20 protein-coding genes are annotated in these 23,137 nt (G+C 67.3%); 15 read left to right on the top strand and 5 right to left on the bottom strand.

Translation table 11 applies throughout. From position 1 onward, the window contains the following. Nucleotides 1-166: 166 nt before the first annotated feature. Nucleotides 167-904 (bottom strand): GntR family transcriptional regulator, encoded by a 738-nt coding sequence (locus SLQ33_RS23285; RefSeq protein ID WP_319456233.1) that lies wholly within the window; start codon nt 902-904, stop codon nt 167-169. 149 nt (nt 905-1,053) lie between these two features. Here SLQ33_RS23285 and iolC point away from each other — a divergent pair, with 149 nt between their 5' ends. From iolC to SLQ33_RS23235, 10 genes are all read left to right on the top strand, one after another. Then, nucleotides 1,054-2,025 carry a 5-dehydro-2-deoxygluconokinase gene (gene iolC / locus SLQ33_RS23280; RefSeq protein WP_319456232.1) on the top strand — a complete coding sequence of 324 codons (972 nt, stop codon included), beginning with the start codon at nt 1,054-1,056 and terminating at the stop codon, nt 2,023-2,025. Continuing rightward, nucleotides 2,018-2,899: an aldolase gene (locus SLQ33_RS23275; RefSeq protein ID WP_319456231.1), complete on the top strand. Its 882-nt coding sequence runs from the start codon at nt 2,018-2,020 to the stop codon at nt 2,897-2,899. Before iolC ends, SLQ33_RS23275 begins: the two co-directional genes overlap by 8 nt. Nucleotides 2,900-2,902: 3 nt before the next feature. Then, nucleotides 2,903-3,772: a 5-deoxy-glucuronate isomerase gene (iolB, locus tag SLQ33_RS23270; RefSeq protein ID WP_319456230.1), complete on the top strand. Its 870-nt coding sequence runs from the start codon at nt 2,903-2,905 to the stop codon at nt 3,770-3,772. 2 nt (nt 3,773-3,774) lie between these two features. Beyond that, complete coding sequence (gene iolD, locus SLQ33_RS23265; RefSeq protein WP_319456229.1) at nt 3,775-5,724, top strand: 3D-(3,5/4)-trihydroxycyclohexane-1,2-dione acylhydrolase (decyclizing); 1,950 nt, start codon at nt 3,775-3,777, stop codon at nt 5,722-5,724. Between the two features lie 15 nt (nt 5,725-5,739). Beyond that, nucleotides 5,740-6,645, top strand: coding sequence for a sugar phosphate isomerase/epimerase (locus tag SLQ33_RS23260; protein ID WP_319456228.1), 906 nt, complete (start codon nt 5,740-5,742; stop codon nt 6,643-6,645). A 14-nt stretch (nt 6,646-6,659) separates the two neighbouring features. Further along, complete coding sequence (locus tag SLQ33_RS23255; RefSeq protein WP_319456227.1) at nt 6,660-7,679, top strand: Gfo/Idh/MocA family oxidoreductase; 1,020 nt, start codon at nt 6,660-6,662, stop codon at nt 7,677-7,679. Between the two features lies 1 nt (nt 7,680). Further along, entirely contained in the window at nt 7,681-8,568 is an 888-nt protein-coding gene (locus SLQ33_RS23250; RefSeq protein WP_319456226.1) for a sugar phosphate isomerase/epimerase family protein, read from the top strand. 2 nt (nt 8,569-8,570) lie between these two features. Further along, entirely contained in the window at nt 8,571-10,064 is a 1,494-nt protein-coding gene (locus SLQ33_RS23245) for a CoA-acylating methylmalonate-semialdehyde dehydrogenase (RefSeq protein WP_319456225.1), read from the top strand. Nucleotides 10,065-10,092: 28 nt separating this feature from the next. Next, nucleotides 10,093-10,596 (top strand): GNAT family N-acetyltransferase, encoded by a 504-nt coding sequence (locus tag SLQ33_RS23240; RefSeq protein WP_319456224.1) that lies wholly within the window; start codon nt 10,093-10,095, stop codon nt 10,594-10,596. A 112-nt stretch (nt 10,597-10,708) separates the two neighbouring features. Continuing rightward, nucleotides 10,709-12,346 (top strand): fatty acyl-AMP ligase, encoded by a 1,638-nt coding sequence (locus SLQ33_RS23235; protein WP_319456223.1) that lies wholly within the window; start codon nt 10,709-10,711, stop codon nt 12,344-12,346. Between the two features lie 106 nt (nt 12,347-12,452). On the opposite strand, the gene SLQ33_RS23230 is transcribed toward SLQ33_RS23235, so the two are convergent. The 3 genes from SLQ33_RS23230 to SLQ33_RS23220 form a co-directional block, all read right to left on the bottom strand. Further along, nucleotides 12,453-14,627, bottom strand: a complete 2,175-nt coding sequence (locus tag SLQ33_RS23230; RefSeq protein WP_319456222.1) for a glutamine synthetase III — start codon at nt 14,625-14,627, stop codon at nt 12,453-12,455. A 123-nt stretch (nt 14,628-14,750) separates the two neighbouring features. After that, nucleotides 14,751-15,149: a PIN domain nuclease gene (locus SLQ33_RS23225; RefSeq protein WP_319456221.1), complete on the bottom strand. Its 399-nt coding sequence runs from the start codon at nt 15,147-15,149 to the stop codon at nt 14,751-14,753. Next, a complete protein-coding gene (locus SLQ33_RS23220) occupies nt 15,150-15,365 on the bottom strand; it encodes a type II toxin-antitoxin system VapB family antitoxin (protein WP_319456220.1) in 216 nt (71 codons plus the stop codon). A 76-nt stretch (nt 15,366-15,441) separates the two neighbouring features. On the opposite strand from SLQ33_RS23220, the gene SLQ33_RS23215 reads away from it, so the two are divergent. The 5 genes from SLQ33_RS23215 (at nt 15,442) to SLQ33_RS23195 (ending at nt 21,737) form a co-directional block, all read left to right on the top strand. Beyond that, nucleotides 15,442-17,766 (top strand): FdhF/YdeP family oxidoreductase, encoded by a 2,325-nt coding sequence (locus SLQ33_RS23215; RefSeq protein ID WP_319456219.1) that lies wholly within the window; start codon nt 15,442-15,444, stop codon nt 17,764-17,766. After that, nucleotides 17,759-18,589, top strand: a complete 831-nt coding sequence (gene fdhD, locus SLQ33_RS23210) for a formate dehydrogenase accessory sulfurtransferase FdhD (RefSeq protein WP_319456218.1) — start codon at nt 17,759-17,761, stop codon at nt 18,587-18,589. The genes SLQ33_RS23215 and fdhD overlap by 8 nt, the downstream gene beginning before the upstream one ends. A 129-nt stretch (nt 18,590-18,718) precedes the next feature. Next, the gene (locus SLQ33_RS23205; protein ID WP_319456217.1) at nt 18,719-20,029 is read left to right on the top strand and encodes a glycosyltransferase; all 1,311 of its coding nucleotides are present in this window, start codon (nt 18,719-18,721) and stop codon (nt 20,027-20,029) included. Next, on the top strand, nt 20,022-20,417 hold the full coding sequence (locus SLQ33_RS23200) for a hypothetical protein (RefSeq protein WP_319456216.1): 396 nt from the start codon (nt 20,022-20,024) through the stop codon (nt 20,415-20,417). The genes SLQ33_RS23205 and SLQ33_RS23200 overlap by 8 nt, the downstream gene beginning before the upstream one ends. Before the next feature lie 6 nt (nt 20,418-20,423). Continuing rightward, nucleotides 20,424-21,737 carry a nucleotide disphospho-sugar-binding domain-containing protein gene (locus SLQ33_RS23195; protein WP_319456215.1) on the top strand — a complete coding sequence of 438 codons (1,314 nt, stop codon included), beginning with the start codon at nt 20,424-20,426 and terminating at the stop codon, nt 21,735-21,737. Nucleotides 21,738-21,837: 100 nt separating this feature from the next. Here SLQ33_RS23195 and SLQ33_RS23190 read toward each other — a convergent pair whose 3' ends face one another. After that, nucleotides 21,838-22,941, bottom strand: a complete 1,104-nt coding sequence (locus SLQ33_RS23190; RefSeq protein WP_319456214.1) for a response regulator transcription factor family protein — start codon at nt 22,939-22,941, stop codon at nt 21,838-21,840. Nucleotides 22,942-23,137 lie beyond the last annotated feature (196 nt).

Raw genomic sequence — 23,137 nt, 5'->3', positions numbered from 1 at the left:
AGAAAATCCTCACGCGCCGACTCCGGCACCTGATTGCAGCCATGCTTGCGAAACCCCATCGAACAACACCCCAAAACAATTCAGGTGTTGCAGCGATCACTTGAGTTCAAGGCGAGTGGCACCCGCCGTCAGCGCTATCTCAACGTGGGGCGGGCGCAGCGCCAACTCAGCGGTCGACGAGCGTCGTCTCGAAGTAGTACCGGGCAGCCCGGTAGCAGTGGTTACCCAACTCGACGGCCCGGCCCGAGTCGTCGAACGCCGTGCGGCTCATCGTCAGCAGCGGCGCGCCCGCCTTCTCGTCGAGCAACCGGGCTTCGGTCTTGGTCGCAGGCTTGGCCCCGATGCGTTGCCGGGCCAACCGGATGTGCACGCCGCGGGCGCGAAGCGCCTGGTAGAGGCCGTTGCCCTCGAGCTCGTCGGCGGCGGGGGCCAGTTCGATCGGCAGGTAGTTCGTCATGACCGCGAGCGGTTCGCCGTTGGCGCAGCGCAGGCGCTGGATGGTGACCACCTCGTGGTCGCGATCGAGGTTCAACTCACCGGCGATCTCTTCGCCCGCGGCGCCAGTGCGGTACTCAAGCAGTTCCGTGGTGGGCTCTTGGCCCGCTCGCACCAGGTCGTCGAACAGACTGGTGAGCTCAACCCGGCGATGGACGGGGTTCTGGACCACCTGGGTGCCGACGCCGCGCTTGCGCACCAGCATTCCCTTGTCGACCAGTTCCTGGATGGCGCGTCGCGTCGTCGGCCGGGACAAGGTCAGTCGGCTTGCGAGCGCGAGTTCGTTCTCGAACCGATCGCCTGGCGCCAGCTCGCCGTTGCGAATGGCGGCCTCGATCGCTTGGGCAAGCTGATAGTAGAGGGGGACAGGGCTGGACCTGTCGAGCTCAACGGCCAGTGGCACGTCCACTCCGATCTCGGGCGGTGATCAGAAAGAGTAGCTGCATGGTAACACCGGATTGATTGTAAGTCAGAATGTCAGGACAAACTATTGACAGGGCGGAGTGACGCGAGGCACAGTCTTAGGCAAGTACCGCCCGCGATTTCTTGGGAGCCAAATTGAGTAGCGCCGAACCGTTCGACGTCGTCGCCATCGGGCGCAGCGGCGTCGACGTCTACCCCCTGCAGACGGGCGTCGGCCTCGAGGACGTCGAGACGTTCGGCAAGTTCCTCGGGGGAAGCGCCGCCAACGTCGCGGTAGCTGCCGCGCGATTGGGCAACCGCACCGCGCTGATCTCCGGCGTCGGCGCCGATCCGTTCGGCAAGTTCGTCCGCGCGGAGCTGGCCCGGCTCGGAGTCGACAACCGCTACGTCACCGTGCACGGCGAGTACCCCACCCCCGTCACGTTCTGCGAGATCTTCCCGCCCGACGACTTTCCGCTGTACTTCTACCGCAAGCCGTCGGCTCCCGACCTGCAGATCCAGCCTGACGAGCTCGACGCCGACGCGATCCGGGCTGCCCGCCTGTACTGGTCGACCGTCACCGGACTGTCCGAAGAGCCCAGCCGCAGTGCACATTTCGCGGCCTGGACCGCTCGTGACAGGGCGCCGCTGACGGTGCTCGACCTCGACTACCGGCCGATGTTCTGGGACTCCCCCGCAGCGGCCACCGAGCAGGTCCAGCGTGCGCTCGGCCACGTCACCGTCGCCGTCGGCAACCGCGAGGAGTGCCAGATCGCCGTTGGCGAGACCAATCCCCACAAGGCCGCCGACGCGCTGCTGGACCTCGGCGTCGAACTCGCGATCGTCAAGCAGGGACCCCGCGGCGTGCTCGGCAAGACCCGCCACAGTTCGGTCACCGTGCCGCCCAACGACGTCGATGTGATCAATGGTCTCGGCGCCGGAGATGCCTTCGGTGGCAGCCTGATCCACGGCCTGCTGCGCGGCTGGCCGTTGGAGAAGACCCTGCGCTACGCCAACGCCGCCGGGGCCATCGTGGCCTCACGGCTGGAGTGCTCGACTGCGATGCCGCGGGCCGACGAAGTCGCCGAATTGGCCGAGCTGACCGCCGTTGGGGCCGTCAATGTCTAGCCCGACGTGCAAGGACTACAGCGACGTCACCGAGCTGCGGGCCGCCGATCCGGGCGCCGTCGCCAAGGCGTGGAACTCCCGCACCACGCGACCGACCGTGCGGGGCAACGGCAGGCTGATGATCGTCGCCGCCGACCACCCGGCGCGCGGCGCGCTCGCGGTCGGCAACCGCCCGACGGCGATGAACAGCCGCGTCGACTTGCTCGACCGACTGCGCGCGGCATTGGCCGACCCCGGCGTCGACGGCGTGCTCGCCACGTCCGACATCCTCGATGACCTGCTGCTGCTTGGCGCGCTCGAGGACAAGGTGGTGTTCTCGTCGTTCAACCGCGGTGGGCTGGCTGGGGCCAGCTTCGAACTAGACGACCGCATGACGGCGGCCACCGCCGCGTCCACCGCCGCCGCGAAGATGAACGGTGGAAAGATGCTGTGCCGCATCGATCTCGACGACCCCGGCACCCTCGCCACGATGACGGCGTGCGCGCAGGCCGTCGACGAACTCGCCGCACTCGGCCTCATCGCGATGCTCGAACCGTTCATGTCCAGCCGGGTCAACGGCAAGGTGCGCAACGACCTCTCCCCCGACGCCGTAATCAAGTCGATCCACATCGGTCAGGGGCTCGGTTCGACCTCGGCGTACACGTGGATGAAGCTGCCCGTCGTCGACGAGATGGACAGGGTGATGGAGGCGACGACGTTGCCCACGCTGCTGCTCGGCGGCGACCCCGCCGACCCCGACGAGGCCTTCGCCAGTTGGGAGAAGGCGCTCGCGCTGCCATCGGTGCGCGGACTGATCGTCGGCCGCACCCTGCTGTACCCGCCCGATGACGACGTCGCCTCCGCCGTCGCCACGGCCGCGTCGATGGTGAGGTGAGCAGTGCACAGCAAGCTCTATATCCCGGCCCGCAGCGCCACCCTGCCGTATACCGTCGACGTCACCCCGGAGTCAGCCGGCTGGAGCGAATCATCGCTGCAGGTAATCGAGCTCGACGACACCCAGACCGCTGAACTTCACACCGCTGACACCGAGGTGATGATTCTGCCGCTGACCGGCGGCGGCACCGTCGAATGCGATGGCGCGACGTTCGAATTGTCGCCGCGCGCTTCGGTGTTCGACGGCCCGGCCGACATGGTCTACCTCGGCATCGATCAGACGTACGTCATCGCCGGCGAGGGCCGCTTCGCGATCTGCGGGGCCCGCGCCAGGCGCCCGTTCCCCAACCGGCGCGTCGCCGCCGCGAACGTCTCCGTCGAACTGCGTGGTGCGGGCAACTGCAGCCGCCAGGTGCACAACTTCGGCACCGCAGGCGTCTTCGAGGCCGACTCGCTGATCGCCTGTGAGGTCATCACCCCCGGAGGCAACTGGTCGAGCTATCCCGCGCACAAGCACGACGAGAACACCCCGACCGAAAGTGAACTCGAGGAGATCTACTACTTCGAGATCGCCAGCGGCCCGGACGGAAGCAGGGGCTTCGGCTACCACCGCGTGTACGGCACGCCGGACCGGCCCATCGAGGTGCTCGAGGAAGTGCGCACCGGCGACGTCGTCCTAGTACCGCACGGCTACCACGGCCCGTCGGTCGCCGCGCCCGGCTACCACATGTACTACCTGAACGTCATGGCCGGACCGGGCGCCGAGCGCGCCTGGAAGATCGTCGACGATCCGGAGCACGCCTGGCTCCGCGGAACCTGGGCCGACCAGGCCGTGGATCCCCGCCTGCCCCTGCACGACCCAAGAGGAGGTTGATCGTGGTTTCCACCGCACCGAAGCGGGCCGAGAAGACGCCCGATTCCGAGCCGACCATCCGACTCACCGTGGCGCAGGCGACCATTCGCTTCCTCGGCAACCAGTACGTCGAGCGCGACGACGACCGCAGCAAGTTCTTCGCAGGCTGCTTCGGCATCTTCGGCCACGGCAACGTGGCCGGGCTCGGCCAGGCGCTGCTCGAGGACGAGGTATCCGCGGCAGAAGCGGGCACCGAGCCGCTGCTGCCGTACGTGCTCGGCCGCAACGAGCAGGCCATGGTGCACAGCGCCGTCGCCTACGCGCGCCAGAAGGACCGCCTGCAGACCTGGGCCGTCAGCGCCAGCGTCGGTCCCGGCTCGACCAACATGCTGACCGGTGCGGCGCTCGCGACGATCAACCGGTTGCCGGTACTGTTGCTGCCCGCCGACACGTTCGCCACCCGCGCGAGTTCGCCTGTGCTGCAGGAGTTGGAGCTTCCCGCCAGCGGCGACGTCACCGTCAACGACGCGTTCAAGCCGCTGTCGCGGTACTTCGACAGGGTGTGGCGGCCCGAGCAGCTGCCCGCCGCGCTACTCGGCGCGATGCGGGTGCTCACCGACCCGGTCGAGACCGGCGCCGCCACCGTCGCGATCCCCCAGGACGTCCAGGCCGAGGCGCACGACTGGCCGGAATCGCTCTTCGCCGAACGCACGTGGCACGTCGCCCGTCCACTGCCGGAACGCTCCGTGATCGAACGTGCCGCCGCGGTCATCCGCTCGGCGCGCACGCCGCTGATCGTCGCCGGTGGTGGCGTCGTCTACTCGGGCGCCACCGACGCGCTAGCCGCGTTCTGCGCGCACACCGGGATTCCGGTCGGGATGAGCCAGGCCGGCAAGGGCGCGCTGTCATACGATCACCCGCAGTGCGTCGGCGCGATCGGATCGACAGGCACCACGGCCGCCAACGCACTGGCCACCGAGGCCGACGTCGTGATCGGAATCGGCACCCGCTACAGCGATTTCACCTCTGCGTCGCGGACTGCGTTCAACAACCCGGACGTGAAGTTCGTCAACGTCAACGTCGCATCGCTCGACTCGGTCAAGCAGGGCGGCATCAGCGTCGTCTCGGACGCCCGCGAGGCCATCGAGGCACTCGGGGCTGCCCTCGGCGACTACGCGGTGAGCGATGACTACCGAGCGCGCACCGCCGCCCTGGCCAAGGAGTGGGACGACACGGTGTCCGCGGCCTACGCCGTCGAGGACGGCGTGGCGCTGAACCAGAACCAGGTGATCGGCCTGGCGAACACGCTAAGCGATCCGCGCGACGTCGTCGTCTGTGCCGCGGGCTCGATGCCGGGCGACCTGCACAAGCTCTGGCGGACAAGGGATCCCAAGGGCTACCACGTCGAGTACGGCTACTCCTGCATGGGCTACGAGGTCGCGGGCGGGCTCGGGGTCCGCATGGCCGATACCAGCCGCGACGTGTTCGTCATGGTCGGCGACGGCTCCTACCTGATGATGGCCACCGAGCTGGTGACCGCCGTACAGGAGCGCATCAAGGTCATCGTCGTACTGGTGCAGAACCACGGCTTCGCCTCCATCGGCTCGCTGTCGGAAGCCCTTGGCTCGCAGCGGTTCGGCACCTCGTACCGATACCGCAGCGACGACGGCAGGCTCGACGGCGGAAAGCTTCCGATCGACCTCGCCGCCAACGCGGCCAGCCTGGGCGTCGACGTCGTCAAGGTCGCGACGGCGGCCGAGTTCGGCGATGCGGTGAAGGTGGCCAAGGCCAGCGACCGCACCACGGTCATCCACGTCGAGACCGACCCGCTGATCCCCGCCCCCGACAGCGAGTCCTGGTGGGACGTCCCTGTCAGCGAGGTGTCCGCACTCGAATCCACTCAGACCGCGTATCAGACCTACGCCGAGTGGAAGACCATCCAGCGCCCCCACATTCGCCCCTCCGATCGCTAGAGGACAAGAACCACCATGGCAAGCATTCTCGTTGGTTCCGCGCCGGACTCCTGGGGCGTGTGGTTCCCGGACGATCCACAGCAGACGCCGTACACCCGCTTCCTCGACGAGGTCGCGGCGTCCGGCTACGAGTGGATCGAACTCGGTCCGTTCGGTTACCTGCCCACCGATCCGCAGAAGTTGTCCGACGAACTGGGCGCGCGCGGCCTCAAACTCTCGGCGGGAACGGTTTTCGAGCATCTCCACCAGGACGATTCGTGGGACGCCGTGTGGACCCAGATCGAGGACGTCGCCAGGCTGACCGCAGCCGTCGGCGGCAAGCACGTCGTGGTCATCCCCGAGATGTGGCGTGATCCGGCGACGGGTGCGGTGCTCGAGGACCGCAACCTGACGCCCGCGCAGTGGCGCAAGAAGACCCAGGGCATGAACGAACTCGGCAAGGCGATGTTCGAGAAGTACGGCGTGCGTGCGCAATACCACCCGCACGCAGACAGCCACGTCGACACCGAGCAGAACGTGTACCGGTTCCTCGACGGCACCGACGGCGAATTCGTCAACCTGTGCCTGGATACGGGACACATCAGCTACTGCGGCGGCGACAACATCGCCATCATCCAGCGCGCGCCCGAACGCATCGGCTACCTGCACCTCAAACAGGTCGATCCCGAGGTCCGCGCGAAGGTCGAGGCCGAGGACCTGCCATTCGGTGAGGCCGTCAAGCTCGGTGCGATGATCGAGCCGCCTCTTGGGATTCCGGACATGCCGCCGCTGCTCGCCGAAATCGAACGGCTCGGCATCGACGTGTTCGCGATCGTCGAGCAGGACATGTATCCGTGCGAAGCCGACGCTCCACTGCCCATCGCCCAGCGCACCCAGAAGTACCTCGGGTCCTGCGGCGTCCCGTCCGTCCGCTTCAACTAGGAGATCGAAAAGACATGTCCGACTTGCGTGTAGCCGTCCTCGGGGTGGGCGTCATGGGCGCCGACCACGTCGCTCGGCTGACCTCGAGGATCTCCGGTGCCCGAGTGTCCGTGGTCAACGACTACGTCACCGAGAAGGCCGAGCAGATCGCCGCCGACATCCCGGCGTGCCGCGCCATCGCCGATCCGCTCGACGCGATCGCCGAGGCAGGAGTCGACGCCGTCGTGCTCGCGACCCCAGGGCCCACCCACGAGAAGCAGCTGCTAGCGTGCCTCGAGCACGGCAAGCCGGTGCTGTGCGAGAAACCGCTGACCACCGACGTCGCAACGTCTTTGGAGGTTGTCAAGCGGGAAGCCGAGCTTGGCAAGCGGCTCATTCAGGTGGGCTTCATGCGGCGGTTCGACCACGAATACGCCCAACTCAAGGCGCTCATCGACTCGGGCGACCTCGGTCGCGCGCTAGTCCTGCATTGCGCCCACCGCAACCCAGCCGTGCCACCTTCGTTCGACAGCGCGATGGTCGTGCGGGATTCCCTCGTCCACGAGGTCGACGTGACCCGGTTCCTGTTCGACGAGGAGATCACCTCGATCCAGATCGTCAAGCCCGCGCCGAATCCCGGTGCACCGCAAGGACTCGCCGATCCGCAAATCGCGATTTTGAGGACAGCCACGGGCATCCATGTTGATGTCGAACTCTTCGTCACCACCGGCGTCGCCTACGAGGTACGCACCGAGGTCGTCGCCGAGAAGGGCAGCGCGATGATCGGTCTCGACGTCGGTCTGGTGCGCAAGGGTGCACCGGGCACGTGGGGTGGACAGCTCACGCCGGGCTTCCGCGAGCGGTTCGGGCAGGCGTACGACACCGAGTTCCAGCGCTGGGTCGACGCCGTTCACGCCGGCACCAACGTCGACGGACCGAACGCCTGGGACGGCTATGCCGCATCGGCGGTGTGCGAGGCGGGTGTCGAGTCGCTCAAGAGCGGGTTGCCCGTCGAGGTCAAGATGGTCGACCGCGCGACGATCAAGGGGGCGTGACGTGAAGATCGCCCTCGACCCCACGCCGTTCCACCACGACTTCGACCTGCTCGACTTCCCGAAGCTGGTCGCCGAACTCGGCTTCGAACACCTGCAACTCACCCCGCACCGGGACTTCATCCCGTTCTTCAACCACCCGAGGGCCGATGACGACCTGGTGGCCAAGTTCCGCAAGGCCTGCGCCGACGCCGGCGTTGGCATCGCGTCGGTGCTGCCGGTACTGCGGTGGTCTGGACCGGACGAGGACGCCCGCGAAGCGGCGGTGCGGAATTGGAAGCGCGTCATCCAGATCACCGTCGACCTCGGCGTGAACGTGATCAACACCGAGTTCTCCGGCCGTCCCGAGAAGGCCGAGGAGTCCGAGCGGGCGTTCTTCCGCTCGATGGAGGACCTGCTGCCGATCTTCGAACGCGAGGGCATCGATGTCCGGATCGATCCGCACCCCGACGACTTCGTCGAGGACGGGATGGAGGCGGTGCGCATCATCCGCGGCGTCAACTCGCCCAACGTCGGCATGGTGTACGTCGCGTGCCACACGTTCCATATGGGGGGCACTATGGGCACCAAGATGATTGACATCATGCGCGCGGCGGGCGACAAGCTGCGGCTGGTGCACGTCGCCGACACCATGGACCATCACCGCAGCCACGGCCTGCGGTACATCACCAATCCGCCGGGCAACCCGGTGCGGGTGCACCAGCACCTCAAGATCGGCGACGGCGACGTCGACTGGGACGAGTTCTTCGGCGGTCTGGCCGAAATCGGCTTCTACGATCGGCCCGATACCGTGATGGTGTCGTCGGTCTTCGCCGAGGACGAGACCGCGCAGGAAGTGTCCCGCTACCAACTGAAGACCATGACCGAGTACGTCACCAAGTACGGAAGATGACCATGAGCAACGTGATTTCACACTGGACCAACAACGAGCCGTTCGCGGGCACCAGCACCAACACCGCACCGGTGACCAACCCGGCGACCGGCGAAGTGACCGGCGAGGTCGCACTGGCCACCGTCGAGGATGCGCGCAAGGTGATCGACGCTGCGGCGGCCGCCTTCCCGGACTGGCGCGATACGTCGCTGGCCAAGCGCACCCAGATCCTGTTCGCGTTCCGTGAGCTGCTCAACGAGCGCAAGGGCGAACTCGCCGAGCTCATCACCGCCGAGCACGGCAAGGTCGTCTCCGACGCGCTTGGCGAGGTGAGCCGCGGCCAGGAGGTCGTCGAATTCGCCTGCGGTATCCCGCATCTGCTCAAGGGCGGGTTCACCGAGAACGCCTCCACCAAGGTCGATGTCTACTCGATCCGTCAGCCGCTCGGCGTGGTCGGCGTCATCAGCCCGTTCAACTTCCCGGCCATGGTGCCGATGTGGTTCTTCCCCATCGCGATCGCCACCGGCAACACCGTGGTGCTCAAGCCGTCGGAGAAGGACCCCAGCGCATCGCTGTGGATCGCCAAGCTGTGGGCCGAGGCCGGCCTGCCGCCCGGAGTGTTCAACGTGCTGCAAGGCGACAAGACCGCCGTCGACGAACTGCTGACCAACAAGGCCGTCAAGTCGGTGTCCTTCGTTGGGTCCACCCCGATCGCCCAATACGTCTACGCCACCGGCACCGCCCACGACAAGCGGGTGCAGGCGCTCGGTGGCGCCAAGAACCACGCGGTGATCCTGCCCGACGCCGACCTCGATCTGGCCGCCGACGCGATGGTCAACGCCGGCTTCGGCTCGGCGGGCGAACGCTGCATGGCCATCAGCGCGTGCGTCGCAGTCGGTCCGATCGCCGACGACCTCGTCGCCAAGATCGCCGAGCGCACAACGCCGTTGAAGATCGGCGACGGCACCAAGGACTCCGACATGGGCCCGCTGGTCACCAAGGCCCATCGCGACAAGGTGGCGGCCTACATCGATGCCGGCGAGGCCGACGGTGCGAAGATCGTCGTCGACGGCCGCAACGTCCAGGCCAACGGCGGGCAGGACGGGTTCTGGCTCGGCCCGACGCTGATTGATCAGGTCACCCCCGAGATGAGCATCTACACCGACGAGATCTTCGGCCCCGTGCTGTCGGTCGTGCGCGTCGAGACCTACGACGAGGCACTCGATTTGGTGAACTCCAACCCGTACGGCAACGGCACCGCGATCTTCACCAACGACGGCGGCGCCGCCCGGCGCTTCCAGAACGAGGTGCAGGTCGGCATGGTCGGCATCAACGTGCCGATCCCGGTTCCCATGGCGTACTACAGCTTCGGCGGCTGGAAGGCCTCCCTGTTCGGCGACAGCCACGCCCACGGCATGGACGGCGTGCAGTTCTTCACCCGGCAAAAGGCCATCACCCAACGCTGGCTCGACCCCAGCCACGGCGGCATCGAACTCGGTTTCCCCCAGAACCAGTAAAACGCTGCGCCGAGACTGCTGACAGATCGTGGAATCCTCTGATATCGCGATCTGGCCGCAGTCTGGGCGACCGTCTGTCACATTCCGCGTCCGCGCACTGACGCGCCAGGACGCGGCAAGCATCGCCGGGTGGCGCTATGACGGCCGATGGGCGAGCTATGACCTGGCGAGCATCGACGCGATCGTCGACGAACTCGAAATGTATTCGGCGATCGTCGACGCAGACGGCGTCCTGCACGGCTTCTTCTGCGTCGATGCGGCCGCCCGCGTTCCTGGTCTCGAGCCCGATGCTCGGTTTCTCGACGTCGGCATCGGGCTCGACCCGGCGCTCGTCGGCAAAGGTTGGGGCAGCGAGCTCGGGCGCGTCGTCAAGCAGCACCTGCACGAGGTGCATCCCACGCTGGGACTAAGGGCGGCGGTCCAGTCGTGGAACGAACGCAGCCTGAAAGTCGCGCGACGGCTCGGATTCAGCGAAGTTTGCCGTCATTCGTCCAGAGGCATCGAGTACACCGTCCTGGTCGTGTCGCCGTGAGCACACCGCGGGTCCAGGCCAGGTAAGTCCCGTTATGCCCTTAGAATAATTCGCGCTGGCATCCGCCGATCCTCCGGACCCCGGGATTTGCGATTATTCGGGAGGATCGCGCGTGAGCCGCTTCACCAACACGATGTACGCCAATGCCCATTGGAGTCTCAAGGGGATGGTGACGGGCGAACCCCACAGCCCCGTCCGCCACACCTGGCGAGAGGTACACGAACGCGCCCGTCGGGTGGCGGGCGGACTGGCCGCCGCGGGTGTCGGCCCCGGTGACGCCATCGGTGTGCTCGCCGGCGCTCCAGTGGAGATCGCCCCGACCGCGCAGGGCCTGTGGATGCGTGGCGCGAGCATCACGATGCTTCACCAACCGACCCCGCGCACCGACCTCGTGTCGTGGGCGGAGGACACGATCGGTGTCATCGACATGATCGCCGCCAAGGCCGTCATCGTCTCCGAACCGTTTCTCGCCGCTGTGCCGGTGCTGGAGGAACACGGGCTCACGGTGCTCACGGTGGCCAAGCTCCTCGAAGCGGCACCGATCAAGCCACTCGAGACCGCCGAGGAGGACATTGCGCTCATGCAGTTGACCTCCGGGTCGACCGGGTCGCCCAAGGCCGTGCAGATCACCTACGACAATCTCGTCTCCAACGCCGAGGCGATGTTCGTCGGGGCGGAAGTCGACACGGACGCTGACGTGATCGTCAGCTGGCTGCCATTGTTCCATGACATGGGCATGACCGGATTCCTCACGGTGCCAATGTATTTCGGCGTAGAACTGGTCAAGTTCACACCGATGGACTTCCTCACCGACATCCTGCTGTGGCCTCGCCTCATCGACAAGTACGACGGCACGATGACCGCCGCGCCGAACTTCGCCTATGTTCTGCTGGCCAAGCGGCTGCGCAGAAATGCCAAGCCCGGCGACTTCGACCTCTCCACGCTGAGGTGGGCACTGTCGGGAGCCGAGCAGGTCGAGCCTGCCGACGTGGAGGATCTCATCGACGCCGGTCAGCCGTTCGGACTGCGCCCCAGCGCCATGCTCCCGGCCTACGGCATGGCCGAAACCACCGTCGCAGTGTCGTTTTCGAAGTGCGGTGGCGGGCTGGTGGTGGACGAGGTCGACACCGACCTGCTGGCCGCCCTGCGGCTTGCGATCCCCGCGAACAAGGGCAGCAAGACGACGCGGCTCGCCTCCCTCGGCCCCTTGTTGTCGGGACTCGAAGCACGGATCATCGATGACTCCGGCAATCTCCTCCCCTCGCGCGCGGTGGGCGTGATCGAACTACGGGGCCAACCCGTGACCGACGGTTACATCACCAAGGGCGGTTTCATCGAAGCCCAAGACGACCAAGGATGGTATGACACAGGCGATCTCGGCTACCTCACCGAGGATGGCCACGTCGTCGTGTGCGGCCGGGTGAAGGACGTCATCATCATGGCGGGCCGCAACATCTATCCCACCGACATCGAACGCGCCGCCAGTCGGGTGAAGGGGGTGCGGCCGGGCTGCGCGGTCGCGGTGCGGTTGGACGCGGGCGACACCCGCGAATCATTCGCCGTCGCCGTCGAATCCAATGCGTTCGAGGATGTCGACGAGGTGCGCCGCATCAAGCACGACGTCGCACACGAGGTGGTGGCCGAGGTCGAGATGCGGCCGCGCAACGTGGTGGTGCTCGGGCCGGGCATCATCCCGAAGACACCGTCGGGCAAGCTGCGGCGCGCCTCGTCGGCATCGCTCGTCAGCTGACGCGCCCGCTGCGCGGTTTCGAATTTCGCCGCCGAAAGTACGGTTGTTGCACGCGTTTCGCGAGTAGCGGCGTCAACAACCGTACCTTCGGCGAAGGCCAAACCGATCAGAGGATGTACAGCATCTCCTGGTAGGTGGGCAGCGGCCACAGGTCGTCGGCCACAACGGCTTCCAGCGAGTCAGCAGCCGCGCGCACTGCGTCCATCAACGGCAGCAGGCTCTGGGCGTGGGCGGCTTCCTCGGCTGCCGAGTCTCCGCCGTGCTCGGCCATCGCCGTCTTGAGCGCCGCCAAAGCGCCCGTCAGCGCCGAGAGCGGCGTCGTGACCGCTTCGAGCAGCGTCGTGTCCGGCTCCAGGCCCGCCTTCTTGATTGCGCCGACGTTCTGCGCGAGTTCGGTCTGGTAGCGGATCGCCGCGGGCAGGATCACCGTGGACCCCACCTCCAGCGTCAGCTTGGCCTCGACGGCCACGGTGAGTGCGTACATCTCGTACCGGACCTCGACGCGGCTCTCGAGTTCGCGCGCGTTGAAGACGCCGTACTTCTCGAACACCTCGATCGCGTCCGGCTTCACCAACTCCGGAATCGAGTCGAGCGTGGTCTTGAGGTTCGGCAGGCCACGCTCGGCGGCCTCGATCTGCCAGTTCTCCGAGTAGCCGTCACCGTTGAACACGACGGCGCCGTGCTCGGTGATGACCTCGGTGAGCAGCTTCTGCACGGCGACGTCGAAGTCCTCGCCATCGCCGACCGCCTTCTCCAACACCGTGGCCATGTAGTCGAGCGAGTCGGCCATGATCGTGTTGAGGATGATCATCGGCACGTTGATGGTCTGCCCGGAGCCCGGCGCGCGGAACTCGAAGCGGTTGCCGGTGAAGGCGAACGGGCTGGTGCGGTTGCGGTCGCCCGGGTCGGTCGGCAGCACCGGCAGCGTGTCGACGCCGATGATCATGCTGCCCTTGCCCTTTGACGACGTGGCCGCGCCCTTGGCGATCTGCTCGAACACGTCGGCGAGCTGGTCGCCGAGGAAGATCGAGATGATGGCAGGCGGGGCCTCGTTGGCGCCGAGGCGATGGTCGTTGGTGGCCGAGGCCACCGAAACCCGCAGCAGGCCCGAGAACTTGTGCACCGCACGGATCACCGCGGCGCAGAACACCAGGAACTGGGCGTTCTCGTGCGGCGTATCACCCGGAACCAGCAGGCTGCCGAACTGCGCGTTGCCCAGCGAGAAGTTGACGTGCTTGCCCGACCCGTTGACACCGGCGAACGGCTTCTCGTGGAACAGGCACTCCATGCCGTGCTTCTTGGCGATGGTCTTGAACGTCGTCATCAGCAGCTGCTGATGGTCGGCGGCGATGTTGGCCCGCTCGAACATCGGCGCGATCTCGAACTGTCCGGGGGCGACCTCGTTGTGCCGCGTCTTGGCCGGGATGCCGAGCTTGAACAGCTCACGCTCGGTGTCCATCATGAAGCCCAGTACCCGATCGGGGATCGCGCCGAAGTAGTGGTCGTCGAACTCCTGGCCCTTGGGCGGCTTGGAGCCGAACAGGGTGCGGCCCGAATTGATCAGGTCCGGGCGGGCCAGGAAGAAGTGCCGGTCGACCAGGAAGTACTCCTGCTCGGGGCCGCAGAACGACACGATGTGATCGAAATCCGCGTGACCGAACAGTTTCAGGATGCGCTCGGCGTGCGCGCCCATCGCCTGCTGGCTGCGCAGCAGCGGGGTCTTGTAGTCCAGCGCCTCACCGGTCATCGACACGAACACCGTCGGGATGCACAGCGTGTTGCCGTTCGGGTTCTCCAGGATGTAGGCCGGGCTGGTGACGTCCCAGCCGGTGTAACCACGGGCCTCGAAGGTGCTGCGCAGGCCACCCGACGGGAAGCTGGAGGCGTCGGGCTCACCCTGGATCAGGACCTTCCCCGCGAACTCGGCCAGCGTCTGGCCGTCGCCGACCGGCTCGAGGAAGCTGTCGTGCTTCTCCGCGGTCAGACCCGTCATCGGATAGAAGACGTGCGCGTAGTGGGTGGCACCCTTGGACAGCGCCCAGTCCTTCATCGCCGAGGCCACCGAGTCGGCGATCGCCAGGTCGAGCTTCGCGCCCTTGTCGATGGTCGCGACGACGGACTTGAACACCGACTTGGGCAGCCTCAGCTGCATTTCGGCCTTGGTGAAGACGTTCGTACCGAAGATCTCGCCGGGCGCCTCGGTGGGGTCGAAGCTGATCGCTGGAGGCACGTACGCCTCGACGTTGTTGATCGCCTGCAGACGGACTGCGTTTCCGCTCAATGGAGTTCCTATCCCGCGTGCGCCCGCAACCGTTTCGCAGGCGTGACCGGCCCACACTAGGAACGCCAAGTTCCAGGACTGTTACGTCCGCGTCACCGACAGAATGCGGCCGATGAATCGCGCTCAGAGCAGCGAAATCGTCCGCAAACCGCAGTGCCTCGCAATGATCTCGAAGTCCCGGTCCCGATGCGCCACCGGTATGTCGAGCCGGAGCGACATCGCGCCCACCAGGCAATCGATCATGCTGTGCACCGTCTCGCCGTTGCGCCTGCACTGGCGATGTATGGCCGCCGCGTCTTCGGCGTCGCGGATCGGCGCAAGCGGCTCGATGGAGAACCGGCGCATTCGCTGCTGACGTACGGAAGCCTTGGACTCGTCGGTCGTGCCGATCAACAGTTCCATCAGCACGACCTCCGGGACGATGACGGGATCGTCGGCGCGGATGCGTTCAACCAGCCAGCGCTCAGCCGCCGAGTCGGAGCCCGCGAACAGTTCAATCCACACCGAGGTGTCGACGAGCATCTAATCGGGTAGGTCGCCGTCGGAGAACGACTCGACCTCGTCGTTGGTGTAGTCGAATCCGCTACCGCGCATCGCGAGCACCTCATCGGGCGAGACCCGCTCCCCGACGAGTCTGCGCAGCGCCAAATCGACGGCGCTGCGCTTGGAATCCAACCGATACATCTTCATTGCGGTGGCGACGAGTTCGTCGTCGATGTCGATGTTGGTGCGCGCCACGACACCACGATACACCTCGAGGTGTATTGCCCTGACCCCGCGCCACGGGGCACCCGCGGCGGCATAGATTGGACCCATGTCCACCCGCCGCCACCCCGAACAGGACATCGACGCAGGCTTCGACGAACACGCCGTGGTCGTATCCGGCGCCGAGGACGAGGCGGCGGGCGTCAAGGCGGTGATGGTGTCACTGCAGCGCGGGTTCGAGCAGATGGGTCCGATACGGACGGCCGCCGCGCTGAGCAAGCTCAACCAGCGGCACGGCTTCGACTGCCCCGGCTGCGCGTGGCCCGAGGAGCACGGCGGACGCAAGCTCGCGGAGTTCTGCGAGAACGGCGCCAAGGCCGTCGCCGAGGAGGCCACCAAGCGGCGCGTGACGCCGGACTTCTTCGCCCACCATTCCGTGGACGAACTGGCCGCGCAGCCCGAGTACTGGTTGTCGCAGCAGGGCCGGCTCACCCATCCCGTCGTGCTGGCACCGGGCGACACGCACTACCGGCCGATCGAATGGGACGACGCCTACCGGCTGATCGCCGAGCACCTCAACGCGCTCGCCAGCCCGGACGAGGCGCTGTTCTATACCTCCGGGCGCACCAGCAACGAGGCCGCGTTCCTCTATCAGTTGATGGTGCGCAGCTTTGGCACGAACAACCTGCCGGACTGCTCGAACATGTGCCACGAGTCCTCGGGCACCGCGCTCAGCGAGGCGATCGGCATCGGCAAGGGCTCGGTGACCGTCGACGACGTCGCGCACGCCGACTGCATTCTGATCGCCGGCCAGAACCCCGGCACCAACCATCCTCGGATGTTGTCGGTGCTCGAGAAGGCAAAGGCCAACGGCGCCAAGATCATCGCGGTCAATCCGCTGCCCGAGGCCGGGCTGATGCGGTTCAAGGATCCACAGAAGGTGCACGGGGTGGTCGGCCACGGCGTCCCGATCGCCGACGAGTTCGTGCAGATCCGGCTCGGCGGGGACATGGCGCTGTTCTCCGGGTTGGGCCGGCTGCTGTTGGAGGCCGACGACGCCGCACCGGGCACGGTGCTCGACCGTGACTTCATCGACACGCACTGCGCGGGTTTCTCCGAGTACGAATCCCGCACCCGCGGCGTGGATTTGGATACCGTGACCGAGGCGACGGGGATCGACCGAACCCAGTTGGAGCGCGTCGCGGGGATGCTGGCCGAATCGGAGCGGACGGTGTTCTGCTGGGCCATGGGGCTCACCCAACATCGGCACGCGGTCGCCACCATCGGCGAGGCCACGAACCTGCTCCTGATGCGCGGCATGATCGGAAAGCCGGGTGCCGGAGTGTGTCCGGTGCGCGGACACTCGAACGTCCAAGGCGATCGCACGATGGGCATCTGGGAGAAGATGCCCGAGGGGTTCCTGGCCGCCCTCGATGGACGGTTCGGCATCACCAGCCCCCGCAAGCACGGCCACGACACCGTCGACGCCATCCGGGCCATGCGCGACGGGCACGCCAAGGTCTTCATCGGGATGGGCGGCAACTTCTCGTCGGCTACCCCCGACACCGCGGTCACCGAGGCCGCGTTGCGCCGCTGCGCGTTGACGGTGCAGATCTCGACCAAGCTCAACCGCAGCCACGTCGTGCACGGCGCGACGGCATTGATCCTGCCGACGCTGGGCCGCACCGACAAGGACATTCAGGCCAGCGGTAAACAGCTTGTCTCGGTGGAGGATTCGATGTCGATGGTGCACCTGTCGCGGGGCAGCCTGACTCCGCCCAGCGAGCACCTGCGCAGCGAGGTCGCCATCGTGTGCCAAACCGCCAGGGCCGTGCTGGGTCCCGACCATTCCGTGCCATGGGAGGAACTCGCCGGCGACTACGACCGCATCCGCGACGCCATCGCCGACGTAGTCCCCGGCTGCACCGACTACAACGCCCGAGTCCGTCAACCCGACGGGTTCCAACTCCCCCACCCGCCGCGCGACAGTCGCGAATTCCCCACCGCCACCGGCAAGGCCAACTTCAGTGTCGAACCGCTGCAATGGGTTCCGGTCCCGCCGGGCCGGCTGGTGCTGCAGACGTTGCGCAGCCACGACCAGTACAACACCACCATCTACGGGCTCGACGACCGCTACCGCGGCGTCAAGGGCGGCCGCCGCGTGGTGTTCGTCAACCCCGAGGACATCGTCACGCTAGGCCTCAGCGACGTGGCCCGCGTCGACCTGGTCTCCGAATACACCAACGCCGCAGGCGAACTCGAAGAGCGCCGCGCCAACGACTTCCTCGTCGTCGCCTACTCCACGCCCGCCGGCAACGCCGCCGCCTACTACCCGGAGACCAACCCGCTGGTGCCACTGGACCACACTGCACTCAAGTCCAACACCCCGGTGTCAAAGGCAATCGTCATCCGTCTCGAGCCCGCCCATGGGTAGGGTCACGGCGCGCCGCAAGGCCAGCCACGTCACAGCCGAGGGCACCGTCTCCCGCCCTGAGACGCTGGCCGTCGAGGAGCCGCTGGAGATCCGGCTGAACGGCTCCGCGCTCACCGTCACGATGCGCACTCCGGGTTCCGACGTCGAACTGGCGCAAGGTTTTCTGCTCACCGAGGGCGTCATCGGCCGCCGCGACGACATCGCCCGCGTCGAATACTGCCGCGGCGCAGGGGAAGACGGCGCCAACACCTACAACGTGCTCGACGTGACGCTCGCGGAAGATGTCCCAACGCCTAGCCTCGATGTCACCCGCAACTTCTACACCACCTCGTCGTGCGGGGTGTGTGGCAAGGGCTCCATCGACGCCGTGCGCACCATCAGCCAACACTCCCCCGGCGACGATCCGACCGTCGTCACTGCCGAGACCCTCTCGGCCATGCCCGACCAGCTGCGCGGCGCCCAGAAGGTGTTCGCCAGCACCGGCGGCCTGCACGGCGCGGCACTGTTCGACGCCGACGGCACCATGCTCGTCGTCCGTGAGGACATCGGCCGCCACAACGCCGTCGACAAGACCATCGGGTGGGCACTCGAACACCAGCGCGTCCCGCTGACCGGCACCGTGCTGCTGGTCAGCGGACGAGCGTCGTTCGAGCTCACCCAGAAGGCGGTGATGGCCGGCATCCCGGTGCTCGCCGCCGTGTCCGCGCCCTCGTCGCTGGCCGTCGACCTGGCCAGCCAAGCCGGGCTCACCCTGGTGGCGTTCCTGCGTGGCGAGTCCATGAACGTCTACACCCGACCCGACCGGATCAAGCACTCCGGCTGACGCTCGAGGGCGCTCGAAAGAGCCTCTACCTGCAATCTCCACCCGATCTCCATACAACCTCCAAGTTCGGCGACCGCTCGTCGCGAAACATCGACGGCAGTCGTATTCATCGAACTCGAGGGAGTCACAGTGGCCGAGATCCTGATCGCGTCGTGCCCACCCATCGGACACGTCGGACCGTTGCTCAACGTCGCACGCGGGCTCGTCGAACGCGGCGACGAGGTCACGTTCCTGACATCCGAGCGGCATGCCTCGAAGGTCTTCGCAGCAGGCGCGCGTCCGCATTCGCTACCGGCAGGAGCCGACTACGACGACTCGTCGTTCGACGCTGACCTGCCCGGGCGGGCCGCGACGTCGGGCATCGCCCGAGTCAACTTCGACGTCAAGCACATCTTCGTGCGCCCCCTGCCGTACCAGGCCGCCGCACTCGACGAATTGTTGGCTGGCAAGCACTACGACGCGATCCTGGTAGACGCCTTCTTCCTTGGCGTGCTGCCGATGCTGCTGGGCGACCCCGCGTCGCGGCCTCCGGTGCTGTCGTACACCACTACGCCGCTGTTCCTCACCAGCCGCGACACCGCGCCAGGCGGCACCGGCATCCGGCCCGCGGGCGGGCTGCTCGGGACACTTCGCAACCGGGCACTGAACCTGTTGTGCCAGAAGGTATTGCTGCGCGCCTCGCACCGGTCCGCGGCGACGATGCTCGAGGCGTTGGGGCTGCCGAAGCTGCCCGTGTTCGTGCTGGACCAAGCGATCCTCGCCGACCGGCTGATAGCGCCGACCATCCCCGAGTTCGAGTACCCCCGCAGCGATCTCCCCGGCCACGTCCGGTTCGTCGGCGCCGTCACCCCAGAGCCGACGGATCGCTACGTCGCGCCGCCGTGGTGGCCCGAATTGCACACCGGGCGTCCCGTCGTTCACGTCACGCAAGGCACCATCGACAACGCCGACCTGGGCAGGCTGATCGAACCGACGATCGCCGCGCTCATGGACGACGACGTCACGGTCGTCGTCACGACGGGTGGCCGCGACGTCGACACGATCCGTGGGCCCCTTCCGGGGAACACGTATGTCGCCGAATACATCCCGCACGACGTGCTGCTCCCCCACGTCGACGTGATGGTCACCAATGGTGGCTACGGCGCCGTCCAGCGAGCGCTCATCGCCGGTGTGCCGCTCGTGGTGGCGGGCAACACCGAGGACAAGCCGGAGGTCGCGGCCCGCGTCGAGCACTTTGGTGCAGGCGTCAACCTGCGCACCGGCACCCCCAGCCCTGGCGCGATACGCCGCGCCGTCCGCGACGTGCTCGACGACGAGGGATACCGCCGCGCGGCCAGCCGACTGAAACGGGCGTACGGGCTGCGCGACGGCGTCACCGAGATCGCCGCGCTCGTCGACGAGGTCATCGCCGAACGCGCCATGGCGGTCGATCATGCCTGAGGAATTGCGCTGGCCCGCCGTCGCAGTGGCGGTGTTGCTCTGGTACCTCGCATGCACAATGCGGCAAATGCATTCGGAGCGGACGCGCTCGCCGAAGGTGGTGTGGCGGGAGGCAACGGAGCGTGGGTGGTCGGAGTGGATCAGACTCGACGGCGTCTCGGCGACGGACGGCTACGACGCGATGCTCGCCGCTGCGCGCGACCGCGCCGGTGCGACGGCCACGGCCGTCCAGTTCGCGATCGTGGTGCACCCCGACGACGCCCCTGACTACACGCTGAGGGCGACGTTCGTGTCGGCCGTGCGCGAGCCGGTGGGCGGTGACACTTCTCGGGTCGCTTCGCTCCTGCCCTCCGGTCGCGAGTTACTCATCAACGGATGCGGACGGTAGCCGACGATGGCTGAAATCCTCATCGCCTCACTGTCTCCCACGGGTCACATCAGCCCGCTGCTCAGCGTCGCGCAGGATCTCGTCGCCCGCGGCGACCGGGTCACCGTGATGACGGGGGCCGTCCACACCGACGCCGTCCTGGCCGTTGGCGCCCATCCGCACCCGCTTTCCGAGGCCGCCGACTTCGACCAGTCGCCGTTCGACGCGTCGAGCCGCGGCAAGACCTCGAAGGTCAAGGCGCTGAATCTGGCCATCATTCGACTGTTCCTCGCGCCGATGCCGCACCAGTACGCCGAACTCACCTCAGTGCTCGCCACCACTCGCTTCGACGCGATCATCGCCGACTACGGGTTCTTCGGGGTCATCCCCCTGCTCGTCGGCCACCCCGCGGCGCGTCCGCCGATCCTGCAGTACACCCCGACGCCGATGATGCTGTCGAGCCGCGACACCGCGCCCAGCGGGCTGGGTCTTCCGCCCGGCTCCGGATGGTTTGGCCGGCTGCGCAACCGCGTGCTGACGCAGGTGTCGCAGCGGGTGATTCTGCGGGAGTCGCAGCGGGCGACGAACGCAATGTTGGGCGACCTTGGAGTGCAACACCTTCCGGTGTTCCTGCTCGACGTCGGCGTACTCGCCGACCGGTTCATCGTGCCGACGGTACCGAGTTTCGAGTATCCTCGCCGCGACCTCGCCCCGAACGTGCGCTTCGTCGGCGCGGTGCACCCGCAGCCGTCGAACTGCTACGTTCCGCCGACGTGGTGGTCGGAACTGGACGGCAGCCGACCCGTCGTCCACGTCACCCAGGGCACCGTCGACAACGAGGACCTGTCCCGGTTGATCGAGCCGACCATCGAGGCGCTGGCCAACGAAGACGTCACGCTGGTCGTGACGACCGGCGGACGGGACATCAATGACCTCGCGGTTGACGTTCCGCCGAATACGTTTGTCGCCGAATACATTCCGCACGACGTGCTGCTGCCCAAGGTGGACGTGATGGTGACGAATGGTGGCTACGGCGCCGTGCAGCGTGCCGTGTCGACCGGAGTGCCGCTAGTGGTGGCGGGCAACACCGAGGACAAGCCGGAGGTCGCCGCCCGAGTTGCCTGGTCGGGCGCGGGGCTGAACCTGAAGACGGGCACGCCCAGCCCGGCGATGATCCGCGATGCTGTGCGCGAACTCCTCGGCGACTGCGCCTACCTCAGGCGCGCACGCGAGCTCGAAGCCGCGTTCGCGCAACGCCACGGAATCGCCGAGATCTCCGCGCTCGTCGACGAAGTCGTCGCCGAACGGGGCGGGCAACGCCGACGCAGTCGCGCGTCATGAGCTGCGCCGATCCGTTCGGCAGGCCGCCGGAGCCCGTCAGCGGTTCCGGTCTCGCTGACCCATCCGACATACCCGACCGCTTGGCTGCCTTCGTCAGTCTTCATAGGTGTGCCGCCCGGGCCGCCGCAGCGGCTTCGCCCCGAGAGTGCACGCCGAGCTTGGACAAGATGTTCGCCACGTGGAACTTCACGGTGTGCTCGGTGATGTGCAGCCGAGCGGCAATCTCGCGGTTGCTGCGCCCGCGGGCCAGTTCGGTCAAGACGTCGAACTCGCGATCGCTGAGACCTTCCAGCACGTCCGATCTCGGTGCCGGGGGCAGGGCGAGTGGAAACCGCGCGGTGACCGACGTACCCCAACCGGGCACAGCCTCCAAGGTGAAGTCGCCACCGAGCGCGGCCAGCCGTTCCCGCAGCCGGTACTCCGCCAGCGCCTGCGGGAACAGGGTGCCGTCCCCGTCGTCGCGCACGCTTACCGCCAGCTGATCGTCGTCGGCCTCCCAGCCGACCCTGATCCGGCTCAGCCCCGTGTGTTCCAGCATGCTCAGGACGCATCCACGCACCACCGCATGCGCGCCTTCGGCCACCTCGGGCGGGAGCAACCGGTCGGCGTGCTCAGGTGGCGCCAACTCGAGTTCGAATCCGCTATGGCGGGCCAGCGTCCTCAGCTGCTCGGTCACTGAGCCGAACGCCGCACCCGCGGTCTGCTCTCCCGCGATCGGGTCGGCGCGCATGCTGGTCAGCGCCGATGAGGCCACGGAGAGCGCGACCTCCCGGGCGGCGGCATCGGTGAGGCCGCGCGAGCGCAGCGCCCCGACCACCGCGGTGAGCGTCGCCGCGTGAGTGTCCATCAATACGAACAGCTCCTTGGCGTGCTCGCCGGCCGCAGCCCGGCGCGCGGCCAGATACGTCGGGGGGCCGACCGGCCCGAGGGAGACGAGCGTCTTCAGCCGCACAACCGCGATCTCCCACACGCCCCGCGCCACCGCGTGCGCGGCGGCACCGTCGGGGGCATCGGCCAAAACGAGGACGCTGCCCGCGGCGGCCGGTTCGGTGGACACCACTGCGAGCGCCTGCCGGACCCTGCCCGCGAGCACCACGCGTCCGTACCAAGAGGTGCCCGGCGGGATCCGGCCGGCGAGCTCGGACAACTCGGCAAGGGGCGGCGCCGGTTCCGCACTGTCGGTGACACCGCTCGTGGTCCGCACGCTCCCGCCCACCAGGGCGGCCGCCCAGGAATGTGGAACCGGTCCCGCGAGCGCGGCGGACAGCCGGGGCAGCACCTCGGCGTCGGACGCCCGCAGCAGGGCGAGCGCCGAGTCCAGTGTGTGCGCGTCGATGGACTGCTCCTTCGGCTAGGGAAGACCGTTCCAAGGAGCGGCGGGCTGCGCGCCGCTCCGAGGC

The organism is Mycobacterium sp. RTGN6 (genome assembly GCF_033804605.1).
GTDB lineage: Bacteria > Actinomycetota > Actinomycetes > Mycobacteriales > Mycobacteriaceae > Mycobacterium.
This window is presented reverse-complemented; position numbering and strand designations above follow the sequence as displayed.

Excerpts from the sequence above, each read along its gene's own strand:
- fdhD (WP_319456218.1), top strand. The coding sequence starts at position 17,759 with ATGGGTAGGGTCACGGCGCGCCGCAAGGCCAGCCACGTCACAGCCGAG.
- SLQ33_RS23260 (WP_319456228.1), top strand. The coding sequence starts at position 5,740 with ATGGCAAGCATTCTCGTTGGTTCCGCGCCGGACTCCTGGGGCGTGTGG.
- SLQ33_RS23215 (WP_319456219.1), top strand. The coding sequence starts at position 15,442 with ATGTCCACCCGCCGCCACCCCGAACAGGACATCGACGCAGGCTTCGAC.
- SLQ33_RS23225 (WP_319456221.1), bottom strand. The coding sequence starts at position 15,149 with ATGCTCGTCGACACCTCGGTGTGGATTGAACTGTTCGCGGGCTCCGAC.
- SLQ33_RS23245 (WP_319456225.1), top strand. The coding sequence starts at position 8,571 with ATGAGCAACGTGATTTCACACTGGACCAACAACGAGCCGTTCGCGGGC.
- SLQ33_RS23200 (WP_319456216.1), top strand. The coding sequence starts at position 20,022 with ATGCCTGAGGAATTGCGCTGGCCCGCCGTCGCAGTGGCGGTGTTGCTC.
- SLQ33_RS23195 (WP_319456215.1), top strand. The coding sequence starts at position 20,424 with ATGGCTGAAATCCTCATCGCCTCACTGTCTCCCACGGGTCACATCAGC.
- SLQ33_RS23255 (WP_319456227.1), top strand. The coding sequence starts at position 6,660 with ATGTCCGACTTGCGTGTAGCCGTCCTCGGGGTGGGCGTCATGGGCGCC.
- SLQ33_RS23275 (WP_319456231.1), top strand. The coding sequence starts at position 2,018 with ATGTCTAGCCCGACGTGCAAGGACTACAGCGACGTCACCGAGCTGCGG.